Below are 18,003 nucleotides of genomic sequence, written 5' to 3'. Positions count from 1 at the left end.
ACAGGACCAGAAATCCGCCGAAAGCTGATCTTTCTGGATCAGGGCGAGCAGGCCCAGGCCCGAATCTCACATCCCCCGCCATATGTCGCGCAATAGGCTTTGGCCGTGTACTCCGCATGCGCCCGCGTCGCGCCTTCACCAAAGCCCCAATTGCCACTGCTGCCCTCCGCAATCGCCCCACAGCTGTTATAAAACGTATGCAGGTTGTCGCAGTTTCCGCCACATTCATTCTGCAGGGCATTGATCGCGCTCTGCTCAGAATAGTGGCTGTGGGCCCAGCCCCAGACACCGCCCTGCCCAATCGCCACTGCGCCCCAGCAGTAGGCAAAGCCACATTGCCCGGCCGCTGCCACTTGCCCCGTCAGCCCCATAATCATCGCCAGCGTCAAAATACGCGTCTTCATCGTCCACTCCAATGCAATCGGTCCCCGCTGATCGCGTTCTGCAAAAGACATGAGACAAGTAAAAACCCCCAACAGCAGAGCAGTCAGAGGTTAATTTCGCGTTCATATTTCACGAATCACAGGCGAGAAAAGCGGCCCGCGCGTCATTTAAGAGAGTTTGGGACAGGCGCGTTGCACATAGCCGCCGAAGTCGGGATCATCTGCATGAAAGCGCGACATGGTGAGATGCCATGTCGGCAAGGGCAAAGACATATCTTCCGCGCCGCGTCCCTCTGCCTGCGCTGTCGCCTGTATCGTCCAAAGCATGTCGGCCTGACAGCGCTTTTTGAAAAAGACAAAATCAAAGCGCTCCGGCAGGTGTTTTTGCGCCGCTCCTTCGGGCCAATCTTCAAATCCCGCATTCAACGCCTGATCCGCGCCCCATGTTTGCAAAGCCTGCCAAGCCTGCCCGTTGTCAAACGGCACTGGCGGTACTGTCACACGGCCCGCTTCATCCACGCTCAGGACGTTTTCCATCACGCTGCAGGTCGCAATATGCGCCTTCAAAATCGCAAGATAATGCCGCTCCGGGCTGACAAAATGGAAGCTGGTTGGCTTCAAATCAGGATATTTCTGCGCCAGAGACAACTCCCGCGCCGTTTGCTCTGACAAATGCCAGTCTCCATAGGCAGCCTGCGTCATGTCCCCTGTGAACCAGGCCAGACACTGGGCCACGCTCTTGTCCACAAACCCGACTGAAAACTCATCTGCGCAAGCCGACATAGGCGCGCCCAAAACAACAGAAACAGACAAAAAAAGCGCCAACTTCATGGCCAGCCCTCCAAGAGCATCCCTCTGATTTAAATCACAGAAACCTCATGCGTTGAGAAGTTGCAAGTCCACAGACGGCGTTCACATCCCATTGCCCAAGCAGCAGATCGCCAAGGCCCATCTCCTTGTAAAATACAGCCTCGATTCACAGACCATTTAGGTAAAATGCTACATCCAAAAATACATATAGAAAGAACCTTTTAACCGCTGATCAGGTAGGGATTACACTACTGCACGATTGAATAGGGAGCCTTCAGAGTGAGAGTGTCTCAGTTATTGAAGTCCAAAGAATCGAACACGGTCGAGAGTATTCGACCTCAAGCGACGCTTCGACAAGCCGCCACCGCTCTGATGACTCTGAAACTTGGCGCATTGGTTGTGACCGACGAAACCAACACAATGGTTGGCATTGTCTCCGAGAGGGATCTCCTGCCTGTCGTCGCGAGTTGTGATCCCAATGCCGCAGAAGCTTTGGTTTCAGAGGTAATGACCCGGTCCGTCATTTCATGCGGCCCGGAGGACGAGGTGGCCTACCTGCTGCACCTCATGAATGAACACGCAATCCGGCATATGCCGGTGATCGAGAATGGGAAACTTGTCGGCATTTTGAGCATCAGAGAGCTGACCAAAGCCTATGAGCTCCTTCAGATCGAGGCAAATACGGATCCTTTGACCCAAGTGTCGAACCGGCGCCCCTTTCTGAAAACACTGGAAACTGAATTTGACAAAGCCCGACAACACGGGTTGCCAATGTCGGTTGCGATGCTCGATGTGGATCATTTCAAACGGATAAATGACACATACGGCCACGATGCCGGAGACAAGACCCTGCAACAGCTTTCACGGATGCTGATCCGCGAGTTTCGCACAATTGACCTTGTTGGCAGGCTCGGTGGCGAAGAATTTGCGCTGGTGTTCCCCGACACAAACCTGATTGGCGCATATGCGGCCTGTGAGCGGCTACGTTCGACGATACAGGCAAGCGAAATCATCGCTGACGCAAATAAAATTCGCTTAACGGTGAGTATCGGGCTTACCGAGATGTGCGCTCAAACCGACCCGGCCACGACCCTCCTCAAACGCGCGGACGAGTTGCTGTATGTCGCCAAAAACTCTGGCCGAAACCAAGTGATGGTCGAAGGCAGCGTGAGGATAACGCCCAACGCGAAAACCACTATTTCAACGACAACATAGGTCTTTGGGTTAGGCGCATGTCCCCAAAAACAAAAACCCCCGCCAGCTAGGGCCAGCGGGGGTCTTTTTGTCTCTATTCCGGCCTTATTCGGCGGGAACCGCAGCTTCTTCAAGCGTCAACGGATGCGGAATATGCACCAGCATCTCCTTGGGGCACACCTGCAGGAAGTTGGCCTTTTCCACATCCCAATGTTGCAGGATGTCTGCCGCTTTCCGGCTGCCGGTTTCGGCCACATGGCGTTCGATCAGACCCTTAAGCTGATCTTCCCAATGCGCAACGGTCACCGGACAGGTCACCAGCGTCTCCATGTTCATGACACCTTCGGCTTTGCCTTCCGGATCATAAAGATAGGCCATGCCGCCGGTCATGCCTGCGCCGAAGTTCGCGCCGATGTCCCCAAGGATCACCGCCACACCACCGGTCATATATTCACAGCCACAGGCGCCGCAGCCTTCGATCACCACTTTCGCCCCCGAGTTACGGACCGCGAAACGTTCACCCGCGCGACCAGCCGCAAACAGATGTCCATCGGTCGCCCCGTAAAGCACGGTATTGCCGATGATGGTGTTTTCGCTTGCCGTCAGCGGGCTGACCTGCGGAGGACGCACCACAACCGTACCACCGGAAAGACCTTTGCCAACATAGTCATTGGCATCGCCGGAGACTTCAATCTTCAGACCCGGCGCGGCAAAGGCCCCCAGCGACTGCCCGGCAGAGCCGGTCAGCTTGACGGTCAGGTGATCCTCCTGAAGCGCATTGCGCATGCCGAAGTTGCGCACGATGTGGCTTGAGGTGCGTGTGCCCACGGTCCGATGCGTGTTCTGCACCGCATAGCTGAGCTGCATCTTCTCACCATCTTCGAGGAAGCGCGCCGCATCCCGCACGATCTCCGCATCCAGCGTGTCAGGCACCACATTGCGCGGCATATCGCGGTTGTAGACGATGTCCTGTGCGCCATCGACGGTGATCAGCAGCGGGTTGAGATCCAGATCATCCAGATGCGCTGAGCCACGGCTCACCTGCGCCAGCAGATCCGCACGCCCGATAACGTCTTCCAGGCTGCGCGCCCCGATGGAGGCCAGGATTTCCCGCACTTCCTGCGCATAGAAGGTGATCAGATTCACCACTTTATCCGCGTTGCCGGTGTATTTCTTGCGCAGATCTTCGTCCTGCGTACAGACCCCGACCGGGCAGGTGTTGGACTGGCACTGACGCACCATGATACAGCCCATCGCGATCAGCGCAGCGGTCCCAATGCCGTATTCCTCTGCGCCCATCATCGCGGCCATCACAATGTCACGCCCCGTGCGCAACCCGCCATCGGTCCGCAGCGTGACACGCTCCCGCAGGTTGTTCATCGCCAGCACCTGATGCGCCTCGGTGAGGCCCATCTCCCAGGGCAGACCACAATATTTGATCGAGGTCGCAGGCGACGCCCCGGTGCCGCCATTGTGGCCGGAGATTAGGATGATGTCGGCTTTCGCCTTGGCCACACCCGCAGCAATCGTGCCCACACCGGACGACGCCACCAGCTTCACCGTCACCTTACAGCGCGGGTTGATTTGCTTGAGATCATAGATCAGCTGCGCAAGGTCTTCGATCGAGTAGATGTCGTGGTGCGGCGGCGGCGAAATCAGGGTCACACCCTTGGTCGAGTGACGCAGACGTGCAATCAGGTCGGTCACTTTCATGCCCGGCAGCTGACCACCTTCACCCGGCTTCGCGCCCTGCGCCACCTTGATCTCCAGCTCTTCACACTGGTTCAGGTATTCCGCCGTCACACCAAACCGGCCAGAGGCCACCTGTTTGATCTTCGCAGAAGGGTTGTCGCCATTGGGCTCTGGCACGAAATGCGCCGGATCTTCGCCACCCTCACCAGAGTCAGACTTCGCCCCAATCCGGTTCATCGCAACGTTCAGCGTCTTATGCGCTTCCGGGCTCAGCGCCCCCAGGCTCATGCCCGGCGTCACAAAGCGTTTGCGGATCGCGGTGATGCTTTCGACCTCTTCAATCGGAATGGCCTCACCCAACGGCTTGATGTTGAGCAGATCCCGCAGGTGAATCGGCGGATTGGCCCGCATCTTCGCAGAATACTGCTTCCACAGCTCAAAAGACGCCCGGTCACAGGCCGCCTGCATCATATGCATGGTCTGCGCTTCCCAGGCGTGGGTCTCCCCGGATTTACGCGCCTTGTAAAAGCCCCCAATCGGCAACACATCCGTGCCCGACAGGAAACCTTTGGCATGCACCTCTTCGACCTTCTTCTGAATGCCGCTCACCCCGATGCCAGAGATCCGGCTGGTCATGCCGGGGAAATACTCCGCACACATGGCACGCGACAGACCCACAGCCTCAAAGTTCAGACCACCACGATAAGAGGAAATCACCGAAATCCCCATCTTCGCCATGATCTTCAAGAGACCCTGATCAATCGCTTCACGATAGCGCGCCATGTTTTCGGTCAGCGAGCCATCCGCCAGACCGCGCTCAATGCGATCCGCCAGCGTGTCTTCGGCCAGATAGGGGTTCACCACGGTGGCACCGGCCCCAATCAGAACCGCAAAGTAATGCGGATCAATACATTCTGCCGAGCGCACGTTCAGCGAGCAGAAGGTGCGCAGACCCTTCCGGGTCAGGTGACTGTGCACCGCGCTGGTCGCGAGGATCATCGGCATCGCCACTTTATCCGCGCCCTGCGTTTCATCAGACAGCACAATGTGGCCCGCGCCAGAGCGCACCGCATCCTCCGCCTCGGCACGAATACGTGCGAGACCTGCCTGCAAGGCGCCCTCATGGCTGCCCGCCTCAAAGGTACAGTCGATTTTCACAACCGTATCGTCAAAGACCTCAAGCATCCGCGCAAACTGCGCATTGGCCACAAAGGGGCTTTCCAATACGGCAATCTCAGTCTGGCTGCCATCTTCGCTCAGCACGTTCTTGAGGTTGCCAAACCGGGTCTTGAGCGACATCACGCGATATTCACGCAGGCTGTCGATGGGCGGGTTGGTCACCTGAGAGAAGTTCTGACGGAAGAAATGGCTCAATGGGCGATACATCTTCGACAGCACCGCACTTGGCGTATCATCGCCCATCGAGGCCAGCGCTTCTTTGGCGTCTTCTGCCATCGGCGCAAGGATCTGCTCCACCTCTTCCATGGAGTAGCCCGCCGCGATCTGACGCGCGCGCAGCTCAGCACCGCTATAGGTGGCAGTCTCTTCCACCCGGTCCAGCTCACCCGCCAGATCACGGATCTTGCCAACCCATTCGCCAAACGGACGTGACGCCGCCAGTTTGTCTTTGATGTCCGTGTCGTGGTAGAGCTTGCCCTCTTTCATATCCACGGCAAGCAGTTGCCCGGGACCAAGCGCGCCTTTTTCCACCACATTGGATTCATCAATCGGCACCATCCCGGCTTCAGAACCAGAAATCAGCAGGCCATCGCCCGTCACAACATAGCGCATCGGGCGCAGACCGTTCCGATCAAGCCCGGCACAAACCCAGCGGCCATCGGTCATCGCCAGCGCGGCCGGACCATCCCATGGCTCCATCACAGAATTGCAGTAAGAATACATGTCACGCCACGCCTGTGGCAGCTCCACCGCCTGCTTGGACCAGCTTTCTGGCACCAGCATGGTTTTCGCCATCGGCGCCGACCGGCCCGCACGCACCAGCACTTCAAACACGCCATCCAGCGCCGCAGAGTCAGAGGCCCCGCCGGGCACAATGGGTTTGATGTCATCGGCAAAATCCCCAAAGGAAGCAGAGGCCATGCGAATTTCATGGCTCTTCATCCAGTTGAGGTTGCCTTTCAGCGTGTTGATCTCACCGTTGTGCGCCAACATGCGGAACGGCTGCGCCAGCCACCACTGCGGGAAGGTGTTGGTGGAATAACGCTGGTGATAAAGCGCAAAAGCACTTTCAAAGCGCTCATCCATCAGATCGGGATAGAACACCGCCACCTGCTCGGCCAGCATCATGCCCTTGTAGATGATCGAACGGCAGGACAGCGAGGCGATGTAAAGCTCACCAATATTGGCCGCCAGCGCCGCTTTTTCGATGCGACGACGGATCACATAAAGCTCACGCTCAAAGGTCTCTTCATCCACACCTTTGGAGTTGGAGATCAGGATTTGCTCAATCTCTGGGCGGGTCGCATTGGCCTTCTCACCCAGACAAGTCACATCCACCGGCACATGACGCCAGCCATAGATGCGATAGCCCATTTTCAGAACTTCGGTTTCCACAATCGTCCGGCAGGATTCCTGTGCGCCATGATCAGTGCGGGGCAGAAACACCTGCCCAACCGCAATCAGCTCATTTTTGTTGGGTTCATGGCCGGTGCGCTCAATCTGATCATAGAAGAACGGCACAGGGATTTGTACGTGAATGCCCGCGCCATCCCCGGTCTTGCCATCGGCATCCACCGCACCCCGGTGCCAGATCGCTTTCAACGCAGTGATGCCCGCCTCAACAACCTTACGGCTCGGCTTACCGTCGATGGAGACCACAAGGCCCACACCACAGGAGGAGTGCTCTTCTTCCTCGGAATAGAGACCGTTCTCCGCCAACCACTTGCGTTTGGCTTCTTCGGCTCTGACCCAGTTCTCGTCAAATTTGGTCATTGGCTTGTCTCCATCTGTCTCACCATCGGCCCCAAATCGGGAAGGTCAGCGACTTGCCTCCGGTGATCTGTGCCAACCGTGGCTTGCGCCGCTTAGTCAGCATGGTTGTCCTATTAATATTTGCCCGCCAATTTTGGCACCTATGCGATACCACCGTGATACCGATGCGATACCGACCTCCGATTTTTGCCGGAAATCGGCGGGCGTTAAGATTTACTCTGCGGCCACTGCGGCCTGTGCTGCGAACTTCTCGATGATGGCATCCGCACAATCGCGACCGTCCTTGATGGCCCAGACCACCAGCGACGCGCCACGCACGATATCCCCCACCGCATAGACGCCATCCAGATCGGTGGCACCGGTGGTGAACTGTGCTTTCACCGTGCCCCAGCGGGTCACTTCCAGCTCAGGCTGATCCCAGAGGGTTGGCAGATCTTCGGGCTCAAAACCCAGCGCTTTGATGACAAGATCCGCCTCTTCCACATAATCCGCACCCTCAATCACTTCGGGGCTCTGACGACCAGAGGCATCCGGCTGACCAAGGCGCATTTTCTGCACCATCACACCTTCGACCTTATCGGTGCCGGTGAAACCTTTTGGCGCTGACAGCCAGACAAATTCCACGCCTTCTTCTTCGGCGTTCTGCGTCTCCCGCTGAGAGCCGGGCATGTTGGCCTTGTCGCGACGATAGAGACATTTCACGCTCTCGGCACCCTGACGGATCGCCGTGCGCACACAGTCCATCGCGGTGTCGCCACCGCCGATCACAACAACCTTTTTGCCCTCTGCATTCAGCTCACCGCTTTCGATCTCAGGTACGGTGTCGCCAAAGTTCAGACGGTTGGAGGCGGTGAGATAGTCGATCGCCTTCACAATGCCTTCTGCACCAGCGCCAGGGCCTTGCAAATCACGGCTTTTGTACACGCCTGTGGCAATGATCACAGCCTCATGCGCGTCGCGAATTTCTTGGAAAGAAATGTCTTCGCCCACATTGCAGTTCAGCTTGAAGGTCACACCACCATCTTCCAGAAGCTGGTTGCGGCGCATGACCACATCTTTCTCCAGCTTGAAGCCCGGAATGCCATAGGTCAGCAGGCCGCCTGCGCGGTCATAGCGGTCATAGATGGTGACCTGAAACCCGGCGCGGCGCAGACGATCTGCGGCGGCCAAACCACCGGGGCCTGCCCCGATGATGCCAACGCTTTCACTGCGCTCTTCACTGGGCGCAAGCGCCTCAACCCACCCCTGTTCCCAGGCGGTGTCGGTGATGTATTTTTCCACGGAACCGATGGTCACGGTGCCATGGCCGGACTGTTCAATCACGCAGTTGCCTTCACACAGACGGTCCTGCGGGCAGATGCGGCCACAGATCTCCGGGAAGGTGTTGGTGGCCTGGCTCACCGCATAAGCTTCTTTCAGACGCCCTGTCGCCGTCAGACGCAGCCAATCCGGGATATTGTTGTGTAGTGGGCAGTGGCTCTGGCAATAGGGCACACCACATTGGCTACAACGGCTGGCCTGCTCTTCTGCCTTCGCCTTGGCGAATTCAGCATAAATCTCATTGAAGTCATCTTTGCGCACACCCGCATCACGCTTCTCCGGCATGTCGCGATCTACAGTCACAAATTTCAGCATCGGTTGCTTGGCCATGCCAGCTGCCTCCTGATTTTTCCAGTCCGCCGTGTTTAGAAAATAATCAAACGGGATAAAAGTCAAAAATACTGACCTATATTTCACTTTTTTGATCTTTTCTCCACACTTGGGGCGAAAAATTGCGGATTTTTAGGTCCGATTCGGATTTATATTGAATATTTCCCTTAATTCACAGGACCTCTATACGTGAGTCGCTCAACGCAGGACCTCACCCATTATGGCACTTTTTCACATTTTTTTGGTGGCAATCATCCAAGGGCTCACGGAATTTCTCCCCGTCAGCTCCTCCGGGCACCTGATTCTTCTGTCACAGGTCACCTCCCTGCCAGATCAGGGCCTGGCCATTGATGTGGCCGTCCATGTCGGCACATTGGGCGCAGTCATCATCTATTTTTGGAAAGATGCCAAAAGCGCTTTCGCCGGATTGCCACGCGCTTTTACCGGCCGCATTGACACGGATGATGCCCGCCTGGCCTTACTGCTGATCATCGCCACACTGCCGGTTACTCTGGCTGGCTTGATACTCAAAGTAACGGGCCTCTATGACATGCTGCGCTCTGTTGCTGTCATAGGCTGGACGATGATCCTGTTCGGAATTGCCCTCTGGTGGGCCGACCAGCGTTCCGAACAAGTGAAAACAGAAACCGACTGGTCCTTTCAAACCGCACTCAAAATGGGTTTGTGGCAAGCTCTGGCGATCATTCCGGGCACATCTCGCTCAGGCATCGTCATCACAGGCGCGCGCCATCTGGGATTTACACGGCATGATTCAGCGAAACTGGCAATGCTGATGTCGATCCCAACAATCATCGCCAGCGGTGCCCTACTGTCTGTAGATGTGATCCGCGAAGCTGACTTGGCTTTGGCACGCGATGCCAGCATTGCTGCGGCATTTTCTTTTGTGGCAGCTCTCTTGGCCCTCACGCTGATGATGCGATTGCTCCGCTCCGTCAGCTTTACACCCTATGTGATCTATCGCGTGGCGCTTGGCGCAACCCTATTGATCATCGCCTATGCTTAAGCACAAAAAACGCCGCTGAAATTCAGCGGCGTTTTCTGAAACATATCGAAAGCAGCTTACGCGATTGCTTTGACCCGAGCAGCCAAGCGGGACATCTTACGAGCCGCTGTGTTCTTGTGGTAAACACCTTTGCTCACGCCGCGCATCAGCTCAGGCTGAGCAGCGCGCAGTGCAGCAGTTGCCGCCTCTTTGTCACCAGAAGCGATTGCTTCTTCAACTTTGCGCAGATGCGTACGGATACGGGAACGACGTGCTTTGTTAACTTCGAGACGACGCTCGTTCTGACGGGCGCGTTTTTTAGCCTGAGGCGAATTTGCCATGATCTTTTACCTTATCGTCGGTGCGTTTGATGCGTGCTGCGCCCCGAACAGGTTTCTCCGAACAAGGAGAATCAGATCAAGCCAGAGCGGGCTGCACGCGCATGTATGACGAGGCCTTTTATAGATCCTGCCCCCAAATGCAACCCGTTTCCCCAAAACGCAGACTCGCTCGCGAACAAATGGCTGTATCAGACCTGACAAACACCGGAGGAAGGCAAAGCAGAGCAATCACGATGCGGCATCTCCGCGCAAACCAACAAACTGCCCGTGCTGATTGATGCCACCCTAAAAACGCCAAAAAACCAACACTGCCTTGGCAAGTCACGCCTAAGCACTACCTTCAGAAACACTATAGGCTGCGGTAAAAAGCACATTTCGTCATGCGCGGACCTTTCCGCTGGTGTTTTGAGGGTATATGCGCATACCGAAGATACTATTCCTGCGCGCCAGCAGGAAAACCAAGAGCAGCCGCTTGTCCGTGAACAACATGGCAAGCGAAGCTCCGAGAGACGAAAAGGGACTGAAGGTGCGCGATAAGCAGACGTTTTCCACTCCAATTCCGACCCGATGGGTTGGCCCACTGATCTTAAAAGGCGACGTGGTCGACGGAGAAGTAAGCGTTCCTTTGGCAACCTTTGAAAGCCCGCTTTGGCCATCCACCGATCGCGGGGCAGGAGTGTCTCGGTACAGCGGCGGCATTCACGTCACGATGGTCGATGAACGGATGACCAGATCTATCGCCGTGCGCGCGCCCTCAGGTGCAGAAGCGGTCGCAGCGTGGCGGAGGATCGAAGCGCAGTTTGACAAAGTTGCAGAGATCATCGCCACGACCAGCCGTTTTGCGCGCCTTGATCGGCTTAACCGACAGATTGCCGGAAACCTGCTTTTTGTGCGTGTCGAATGCATCACTGGCGACGCCTCAGGTCACAACATGGTCACCAAAGCGGCCGAAGCTGTTCTGGAATGGATTCTCGCCGATCAACCACATCTGACGTACTCGTCTATCTCAGGTAATCTGTGTACCGATAAGAAACCTTCGGCGGTCAACGGGCTGCTCGGGCGCGGGAAATACATGATTGCGGAAATCGAAATCCCGCGAAAGATCCTCACACGGATGCTGCGTACCGACGCGGAAAAGATGGTTCTGCTCAACCATGAGAAAAACTACGTCGGCGGCACCCTCGCCGGCTCTCTGCGGAGCGCCAACGCCCATTTTGCCAATATGCTCTTGGCCTTTTATCTTGCCACCGGACAGGACGCGGCGAACATCATCGAAGGATCGCAGGGCCAAGTCACATGTGAGAAACGCGGCGAAGATCTCTATTTTGCCTGCACCCTCCCAAATCTCATTATGGGCTCCGTTGGTGCCGGGAAAGGCAACACCGCCGTAGAAGACAACCTTGCCAGAATGGGCTGTAAAGATGATCGCCCTGCTGGCGAAAATGCGCGCCGTCTGGCTGGGATTTGCGCCGCCACGGTTTTGTGCGGAGAATTGTCCCTCTTGGCGGCCCAAACCAACCCAGGTGAGCTGGTCCGCACACATATGGAACTGGAACGGTGAGCAAAGACAGCGTCGATCGCAGCGTCGCAGGACGCAAGCTGGAACATATCCGCGCCATTCAATCTGATCCGCAGGTTGAACGCCGAGCCAGTGGGTTTGACCAGATTTCCCTCACCCACCGCGCGCTTCCAGAACTCGACTTTGATCAGATAGACACCACCTGCACTTTTTTGGGCAAACCTCTCTCGTTTCCCTTGTTGATTTCTTCGATGACAGGTGGCTCTGGCGAGGAGTGTCTGCAACTGAATCGCAACCTGGCGATAGCCGCACAGGAAACCGGGGTTGCCATGGCCGTAGGGTCCCAGCGTGTCATGTTCACCAATCATGACGCTGCGGCCAGCTTTGATTTGCGCGCGCTGGCCCCTGATGTACCTCTGCTGGCCAACATCGGTGCCGTGCAATTAAACAAGGGCTTCAGCTTGGAACATTGCCGGGCGGCTGTCGATGTTCTCAAGGCTGATGCGCTGTATCTTCATCTCAACCCTCTGCAAGAAGCGGTTCAGCCGGAAGGGGATCGGGATTTTTCCGATCTCACCTCTAAAATAGCGCAGATCACCCACCACCTTGATGTACCTGCGATATTGAAAGAAGTTGGTTCGGGCCTGTCACAGGCCGACATCGACCTTGGACTGACGGCAGGAGTGTCTCACTTTGATGTCGCCGGGCGCGGCGGGACGTCTTGGAGCCGCATCGAATACCATCGCCGCTCTGACGACGACGATGATCTGGGGTTGGTGTTTCAAGATTGGGGGCTGACAACTGTGGAGAGCCTGATCGGCGCTCGTGAAACATTGTCGCATCACCAAAGGAAAACCACCCTCATCGCCAGCGGTGGCATTCGCAATGGTGTAGACATGGCCAAAAGTGTGATTCTGGGTGCTGACCTGTGCGGCGTTGCAGCCCCATTCTTGGAAGCAGCTCAGGACTCCAGCAATAGTGTAGTAAGAAAAATAAGGAAGTTTCAAAAAGAGTTTATCACTGCGATGTTCCTTTTAGGGACAGCAAATGTTCAATCTCTTCAGGGAAACACCTCTCTCATTCGGTAGAAGACGGAACGAAATGATCAAAACTGGCATTGAGGCGATGAGCTTTTACACGCCTCATCGATACATCAGCCTCGCGACACTGGCCGAAAAACACGGCATCGATCCTGAAAAATTCTCGCGTGGAATTGGGCAGGAAAAAATTGCGCTGCCCGGCCACGATGAAGACATCGTCACCATGGCCGCAGAGGCGGCGCGACCATTGATTGATCGCTATGGCACCGAAGGCATCGACACGGTCCTTTTTGCAACCGAAACCGGTATTGATCAGTCAAAAGCTGCGGGCATTTACGTACACCGCCTGCTGGGCCTACCGGCAAACTGCCGCAATGTTGAACTGAAACAGGCCTGCTATTCGGCAACTCCGGCCCTACAGCTCGCCTGTAGCTATGTCGCGCGCCGCCCAGATCGCAAAGTGCTCGTCATTGCCTCAGATGTGGCGCGCTATGATCGCGAAAGCTCTGGCGAGGCCACCCAGGGAGCGGGCGCTGTTGCCATGTTGATCAGTGCAGATCCCAAATTGCTGGAGATTGGTGCCGTCTCTGGTTTGTTCTCTGAAGACATTATGGATTTCTGGCGTCCCAACCACCGCCGCACCCCCCTCTTTGACGGCAAGTTCTCCACATTGCGGTACCTAAACGCTTTGATCGAAGCCTGGCGCGATTATGGTGAAAACGGCGGCAAAGCCTATGAAGATTTTGCACGGTTCTGCTATCATCTGCCCTTCTCCCGCATGGGCGAAAAGGCACACCGCCATCTGGCAAAATCGGCCAAAGCCGCCCTTGATATGGAGATGGCACTTCCTGGCATGCTCTACAATCGCGTTGTCGGAAATAGCTACACAGCCTCGATCTACCTCGCTCTGATTTCCACATTGGAGAATTCGGAGGACGATCTCACAGGAAAATCCATCGGCCTGTTTTCCTATGGCTCTGGGGCAACAGGTGAATTTTTCGATGCCACCGTTGTGTCGGGATACCAAGAACACCTGTTCACACAACACCACCAAGCCATATTAGAAGACCGTGTGCCGGTCAGCTATGAGGACTATGTTGAGCTCTGGGGCACGCCTGTGGCAAAAGACGGCGAAGAGCTGACCTTTGAGGTTGAGGCGCGCGGGCGCTACAGACTGGCAGGTATCAATGACCACAAGCGCATCTACGTCGACACGCGGGCCTGAAGCCTCGGATATGTCTGTGGCGCACTCCCCCGGCAAGCTCATCTTGTCAGGGGAGCATTCTGTGCTCTATGGAGCCCCTGCGCTCGCAATGGCTCTGGCACAATATACCGAGGTGAAGTTCGTCCCGCAGGGCCCCGGAGAGGGCCTGCGCACAGCGTTTGAAAACCTGTCTTCTGGTGTCGACTATCCTCTCAAGCTCTTGCATAAATTCAAGACTTCCCTCGATAAACGCTTTGATCAATTCAAGCGTGGCGAATTGCTGGTTCATGAAATTCTGACACACCCGGATGATCTTGCGGTGTATACGCTGGCCTCTTTGCTCAAGGACAGCGAAGGCAGCACAGGCACATCCATGACGGGCTTTGGCGCGGTAGGGCACCTGCCGCACCCCGGCCAACTTTCCAGCTGTTCCGATCTGCCAATCGGCGCTGGCTTGGGATCGTCTGCAGCGGTCGTAGCCGCCGTGACAGTCTTGTTTGAAACGCTCTTAGACCGTCATAAAACCCTTCAGGAACGCTATGAAAGAGTGCGGTTTTGTGAGCGGCTCAAGCATGGCAAAGCCGGCCCGATTGATGCCGCCGCCGTTGTGTACGGTGGCTTGGTTCATGTCACGGAAGGGGAGTTGAGTGTACCCGCTGTCAATCATAGCCATGGTCTGACAGAAGGAGACGGCTGGTATTGGGTTCTTCATGGCCGCCCGGAAAGCTCCACAGGAGAATGTGTAGCGCAAGTGCGCGCCCAGCACGGGCATGACACACACCTGTGGCACGCCTTTGCAACCTGCACCGATGGGCTGTCACGCGCGCTTTCAGATGGATCAGACCTGATCCCGCTGCTGCGAGAAAACCAATCTTTGCTCGAACATATTGGAGTGGTTCCAGAACCCGCACAGGCTTTTGTGCAATCTGTTTGCGCCCTTGGCGGAGCCGCAAAAATCTGTGGCGCAGGATCGGTCAAAGGCACCGGTGGCGGGGCCATCTTGGTGCGGCTTACGGATCACGAAGCGATGCGCCGTCTTATGGAGACACATCCGGATAAGACTTGGTCTAAGCTGCGCATGGCGCAAAAGGGGGCCAGCACAGGCCCTGCGCCGCAGCATCACGCGGCCGCAGAAAGATAGACAACATGAGACACATCTCCGCCAGCGCCCCCGGATCAATCATGATCTCTGGGGAACATGCCGTGGTCTATGGGCACCGCGCGATTGTGGCCGCCATCGAACAGCGCCTCACCGTGACCCTGACAGAACGTGCGGACCGACAGATCCGCATCACCTCTGAAATTGCCGCCCCGTTTGAAACGTCGCTGGACGACCTTCAGCCCTCAAATCCCTATCGGTTTGTGATGGCCTGTATTGAGGCGCATCATGAGCAGATCGCGGAAGGATTTGATTTAAACATCTCCTCCGAAATTGATCCCACATTAGGTTTGGGCTCCTCCGCAGCCGTGACAATTGCGGTTCTGGGCGCGCTGACAACCTTTACAGGGGCAGACAAGAAAGAGCTCCATGACACCGCTGTGTCTATCATCCGTGGCATTCAAGGGCGTGGCAGCGGCGCGGATCTCGCGGCCAGCCTGACCGGAGGCATGATCAGCTATTGCGCACCGCCAGATGTCCAGATCACGCGCCTGCCCCGCCCACCACAATTGGCGCTGTGTTATGCAGGCTACAAAACTCCCACAGCAGAGGTTCTGCAGCGCATATCGGAGCGCATGCAGGGCAATGAAGCCGCCTTTGCAAAGCTCTATGAGGAAATGGGGCAGGAAACAGAAACCGCAATTCTGGCGGCAAAAGGCGAAGACTGGGAAGATTTTGGTACCAGCCTGACACGCTATCAGGCGTTGTTGGAAGATCTTGGTGTTTGTGACGACATTCTGGAAGGCATCATCACGCGGGCAAACATGAACCCACAAACACTGGCCGCAAAAATTTCAGGATCAGGTCTTGGGGATTGTGTGGTGGCACTTGGCACGGTGCCGAAAGGGTTCACAAAGGTCGAACTGGCGATGGAAGGATTGATCATTCATGAGTGACGCGGCCAAACAGTTGATTGGAACGGCCATGACATCGGCCGGTGTACCAAAGCCTTTTGCAGCTTACGCACCCAGCAATATTGCCCTGTCAAAATACTGGGGCAAACGGGATCATGCGCGCAATCTCCCTTTAAACAGCTCCCTGTCTATTTCGCTGGCCGATTGGGGATCACACACGCAGGTGAGCCCCTCTGACGATGGTCAGGATCACGTCACGCTCGGAGGCAAAGAGCTGGCGCTTGATACACCCTTTGCGGCAAAAGCGCTGAGGTTTGCGGATTTGTTTCGCACACATGCCGCCTCCGCACCTCTGCGCATTGACACCAACAACACCATTCCCACGGCCGCAGGCTTGGCCTCTTCGGCCTCTGGCTTTGCGGCGCTCACCCGGGCACTCTGTGGGTGTTTTGGCCTGACGGACACCCTGTCAGAGGCGCAGATGAGCCTGATTGCCCGACTTGGCAGCGGCAGCGCCACCCGCTCTTTCTGGCATGGCTTTGTACGATGGGACAAAGGCACGCGCGACGATGGTGCCGACAGTTTTGCACACCCTCTGGATCTACACTGGCCGGAGTTTCACATCGCCATTTTACCCGTAGATGTTGGCCCAAAATCGCAGTCATCTCGGGATGGCATGAACCACACGGTTGTCACCAGCCCATTGTTCAAAAGCTGGCCAGATCAAGCCGAGGCAGACTGTGCAGCCATTGAGACCGCCATCAAGGAACAAGACTTCGAAACACTGGGTCCGCTGGTCGAAGCTAACGCCTTGGCGATGCATGCGACAATGCAAGCCGCGCGGCCAGCGCTCACCTATCTGACATCTGAGAGCTGGACCCTTTTGGAACGCTTGTGGCGAGCGCGACAAGACGGTTTGCGCGCTTTCGCAACAATGGACGCTGGGGCGAACATCAAATTGATTTTCCTGAAGCAGGCGGCGACCGATGTGATGCAGATCTTTCCACAAGCACAGATGATCGACCCCTTCTCAAAACCGTAAACGATGCCTGCACAGCTATAAACATGGTCCGCCTGCGTCTCAGTCCATCTTGTGCATCGGTACTCAGATTTCTGCAACTGGTCGGAGTGAGAGGATTCGAACCTCCGACCCCTGCCTCCCGAAGACAGTGCTCTACCAGGCTGAGCTACACTCCGACCGAGATCGGCGATTTAGAGCTTTGCCGTTTTGTTGGCAATAGCGCGGTCATTCCTTTTCAGACCGCGTTGGCCGCCGCATCGCCTGACTGACACGTAAACTGCCCGGTGAAATACCTCGCGAGCGGGTCCGCAAAACCGGGGTTTGTTTGGATGTGCCCCCGGTTGCTTCTCGTGCAATGATAAACAGGCCACTGGCAACAATAATACCTGCGCCAAGCAATGTGGGCACATCCGGCGTTTCGCCAAAAAACAACATGCCAAAAATCACCGCCCATATGATCTGAGAATATTGCATCGGGGCAACCAAAGCGGCCTCCCCCCAAGTATAGGCCACAACCATCAACAGGGTTGCCACAAAGCCAAAGACTGCCACGATCGCAAAGCCTGCCAGATCCGAAAGCGCAACAGGCTCATAGGCAAAACTCATCGCCACCGACATCACTGCGACGCTGATCAGCAGTGGGTAAAGCATCAAAACAACACGGCGCTCCTCACGGCCAATCTTACGTACGATCACAGATTGTAGGGCCACAGCGCTTGCAGCCAACATGGCCGCCAGATGTCCACCATTGAGGCTGGTGGCCCCAGGACGCACAACGACAAGCACGCCGCACAGCCCAACCAGAACCGCAACGAGGCGGAAAACACCAACTTTCTCACCCAGAATGGGAATGGACAGCACAGTGATCAGCAGAGGTGCGGAAAACAAAAGCGCGTAAACCTGTGCCAAAGGCAAAGTGGAAAACGCATAGAAAGCCGCAGTGGGGGCTATCACGATACATAAAGAGCGAAGCGCCACCCACCATGGGTGAACCGGGCGCAAATTCCCATGTGTCGGATCCCGAACCAGCATCAGGGTAATCAGTGGAAAACTGAACAAAGAGGAGAAAAACACAATCTGAAAAGGCGAGAAACTCGCCCCCAGATGTTTCACCACCATATCATGCGTGGAATAGATCGCGAATGCCAGCAGGGCCAGCAAGGTAGCTTTTAAATTCATGG

14 protein-coding genes and 1 tRNA gene are annotated in these 18,003 nt (G+C 56.1%); 8 read left to right on the top strand and 7 right to left on the bottom strand.

What is annotated here, in order from left to right:
- Positions 1–38: 38 nt before the first annotated feature.
- Together J7382_RS02065 and J7382_RS02060 are read right to left on the bottom strand one after the other, a co-directional pair.
- A complete protein-coding gene (locus tag J7382_RS02065) occupies positions 39–404 on the bottom strand; it encodes a DUF4189 domain-containing protein (protein WP_209066765.1) in 366 nt (121 codons plus the stop codon).
- A 147-nt stretch (positions 405–551) separates the two neighbouring features.
- Complete coding sequence (locus tag J7382_RS02060) at positions 552–1,214, bottom strand: hypothetical protein (protein WP_209066763.1); 663 nt, start codon at positions 1,212–1,214, stop codon at positions 552–554.
- Positions 1,215–1,478: 264 nt separating this feature from the next.
- Here J7382_RS02060 and J7382_RS02055 point away from each other — a divergent pair, with 264 nt between their 5' ends.
- Complete coding sequence (locus J7382_RS02055) at positions 1,479–2,408, top strand: diguanylate cyclase (RefSeq protein WP_348539992.1); 930 nt, start codon at positions 1,479–1,481, stop codon at positions 2,406–2,408.
- Between the two features lie 84 nt (positions 2,409–2,492).
- Here the strand turns inward: J7382_RS02055 and gltB are convergent, their stop codons facing one another.
- Entirely contained in the window at positions 2,493–7,031 is a 4,539-nt protein-coding gene (gene gltB, locus J7382_RS02050) for a glutamate synthase large subunit (protein ID WP_209066761.1), read from the bottom strand.
- Positions 7,032–7,244: 213 nt separating this feature from the next.
- Positions 7,245–8,681, bottom strand: coding sequence for an NAD(P)-dependent oxidoreductase (locus tag J7382_RS02045; RefSeq protein WP_209066760.1), 1,437 nt, complete (start codon positions 8,679–8,681; stop codon positions 7,245–7,247).
- Between the two features lie 220 nt (positions 8,682–8,901).
- Between J7382_RS02045 and J7382_RS02040 the strand changes: the two genes are divergently transcribed.
- Positions 8,902–9,705 (top strand): undecaprenyl-diphosphate phosphatase, encoded by an 804-nt coding sequence (locus J7382_RS02040; RefSeq protein WP_209066759.1) that lies wholly within the window; start codon positions 8,902–8,904, stop codon positions 9,703–9,705.
- A 56-nt stretch (positions 9,706–9,761) separates the two neighbouring features.
- On the opposite strand, the gene rpsT is transcribed toward J7382_RS02040, so the two are convergent.
- A complete protein-coding gene (gene rpsT, locus J7382_RS02035; protein ID WP_058238657.1) occupies positions 9,762–10,025 on the bottom strand; it encodes a 30S ribosomal protein S20 in 264 nt (87 codons plus the stop codon).
- A gap of 478 nt (positions 10,026–10,503) precedes the next feature.
- On the opposite strand from rpsT, the gene J7382_RS02030 reads away from it, so the two are divergent.
- Genes J7382_RS02030 through mvaD form a run of 6 tightly spaced genes read left to right on the top strand, consistent with a single transcriptional unit; the run spans position 10,504 to position 16,843 of the window.
- On the top strand, positions 10,504–11,586 hold the full coding sequence (locus J7382_RS02030) for a hydroxymethylglutaryl-CoA reductase (RefSeq protein ID WP_348540001.1): 1,083 nt from the start codon (positions 10,504–10,506) through the stop codon (positions 11,584–11,586).
- A complete protein-coding gene (gene fni / locus J7382_RS02025; RefSeq protein WP_209066758.1) occupies positions 11,583–12,632 on the top strand; it encodes a type 2 isopentenyl-diphosphate Delta-isomerase in 1,050 nt (349 codons plus the stop codon). The genes J7382_RS02030 and fni overlap by 4 nt, the downstream gene beginning before the upstream one ends.
- 13 nt (positions 12,633–12,645) lie before the next feature.
- On the top strand, positions 12,646–13,809 hold the full coding sequence (locus tag J7382_RS02020; protein ID WP_209066757.1) for a hydroxymethylglutaryl-CoA synthase: 1,164 nt from the start codon (positions 12,646–12,648) through the stop codon (positions 13,807–13,809).
- Positions 13,772–14,929 carry a hypothetical protein gene (locus J7382_RS02015; protein WP_209066755.1) on the top strand — a complete coding sequence of 386 codons (1,158 nt, stop codon included), beginning with the start codon at positions 13,772–13,774 and terminating at the stop codon, positions 14,927–14,929. The genes J7382_RS02020 and J7382_RS02015 overlap by 38 nt, the downstream gene beginning before the upstream one ends.
- A 5-nt stretch (positions 14,930–14,934) precedes the next feature.
- Positions 14,935–15,843, top strand: a complete 909-nt coding sequence (locus J7382_RS02010; RefSeq protein WP_209066753.1) for a hypothetical protein — start codon at positions 14,935–14,937, stop codon at positions 15,841–15,843.
- Positions 15,836–16,843, top strand: a complete 1,008-nt coding sequence (gene mvaD, locus J7382_RS02005; protein ID WP_209066751.1) for a diphosphomevalonate decarboxylase — start codon at positions 15,836–15,838, stop codon at positions 16,841–16,843. Before J7382_RS02010 ends, mvaD begins: the two co-directional genes overlap by 8 nt.
- A 78-nt stretch (positions 16,844–16,921) precedes the next feature.
- On the opposite strand, the gene J7382_RS02000 is transcribed toward mvaD, so the two are convergent.
- Together J7382_RS02000 and J7382_RS01995 are read right to left on the bottom strand one after the other, a co-directional pair.
- Positions 16,922–16,998, bottom strand: a tRNA-Pro gene (locus J7382_RS02000).
- Between the two features lie 49 nt (positions 16,999–17,047).
- A complete protein-coding gene (locus J7382_RS01995) occupies positions 17,048–18,001 on the bottom strand; it encodes a DMT family transporter (RefSeq protein WP_209066750.1) in 954 nt (317 codons plus the stop codon).
- Positions 18,002–18,003 lie beyond the last annotated feature (2 nt).

The organism is Shimia sp. R11_0 (genome assembly GCF_017744035.1).
GTDB lineage: Bacteria > Pseudomonadota > Alphaproteobacteria > Rhodobacterales > Rhodobacteraceae > Shimia > Shimia marina.
This window is presented reverse-complemented; position numbering and strand designations above follow the sequence as displayed.

What these genes read in the sequence shown, in the direction of transcription:
- J7382_RS02065 (WP_209066765.1), bottom strand. Translation starts at nt 404, where the DNA reads ATGAAGACGCGTATTTTGACGCTGGCGATGATTATGGGGCTGACGGGG.
- J7382_RS02060 (WP_209066763.1), bottom strand. Translation starts at nt 1,214, where the DNA reads ATGAAGTTGGCGCTTTTTTTGTCTGTTTCTGTTGTTTTGGGCGCGCCT.
- gltB (WP_209066761.1), bottom strand. Translation starts at nt 7,031, where the DNA reads ATGACCAAATTTGACGAGAACTGGGTCAGAGCCGAAGAAGCCAAACGC.
- J7382_RS02045 (WP_209066760.1), bottom strand. Translation starts at nt 8,681, where the DNA reads ATGGCCAAGCAACCGATGCTGAAATTTGTGACTGTAGATCGCGACATG.
- J7382_RS02040 (WP_209066759.1), top strand. Translation starts at nt 8,902, where the DNA reads ATGGCACTTTTTCACATTTTTTTGGTGGCAATCATCCAAGGGCTCACG.
- rpsT (WP_058238657.1), bottom strand. Translation starts at nt 10,025, where the DNA reads ATGGCAAATTCGCCTCAGGCTAAAAAACGCGCCCGTCAGAACGAGCGT.
- J7382_RS02020 (WP_209066757.1), top strand. Translation starts at nt 12,646, where the DNA reads ATGATCAAAACTGGCATTGAGGCGATGAGCTTTTACACGCCTCATCGA.
- J7382_RS02015 (WP_209066755.1), top strand. Translation starts at nt 13,772, where the DNA reads ATGACCACAAGCGCATCTACGTCGACACGCGGGCCTGAAGCCTCGGAT.
- J7382_RS02010 (WP_209066753.1), top strand. Translation starts at nt 14,935, where the DNA reads ATGAGACACATCTCCGCCAGCGCCCCCGGATCAATCATGATCTCTGGG.
- mvaD (WP_209066751.1), top strand. Translation starts at nt 15,836, where the DNA reads ATGAGTGACGCGGCCAAACAGTTGATTGGAACGGCCATGACATCGGCC.
- J7382_RS01995 (WP_209066750.1), bottom strand. Translation starts at nt 18,001, where the DNA reads ATGAATTTAAAAGCTACCTTGCTGGCCCTGCTGGCATTCGCGATCTAT.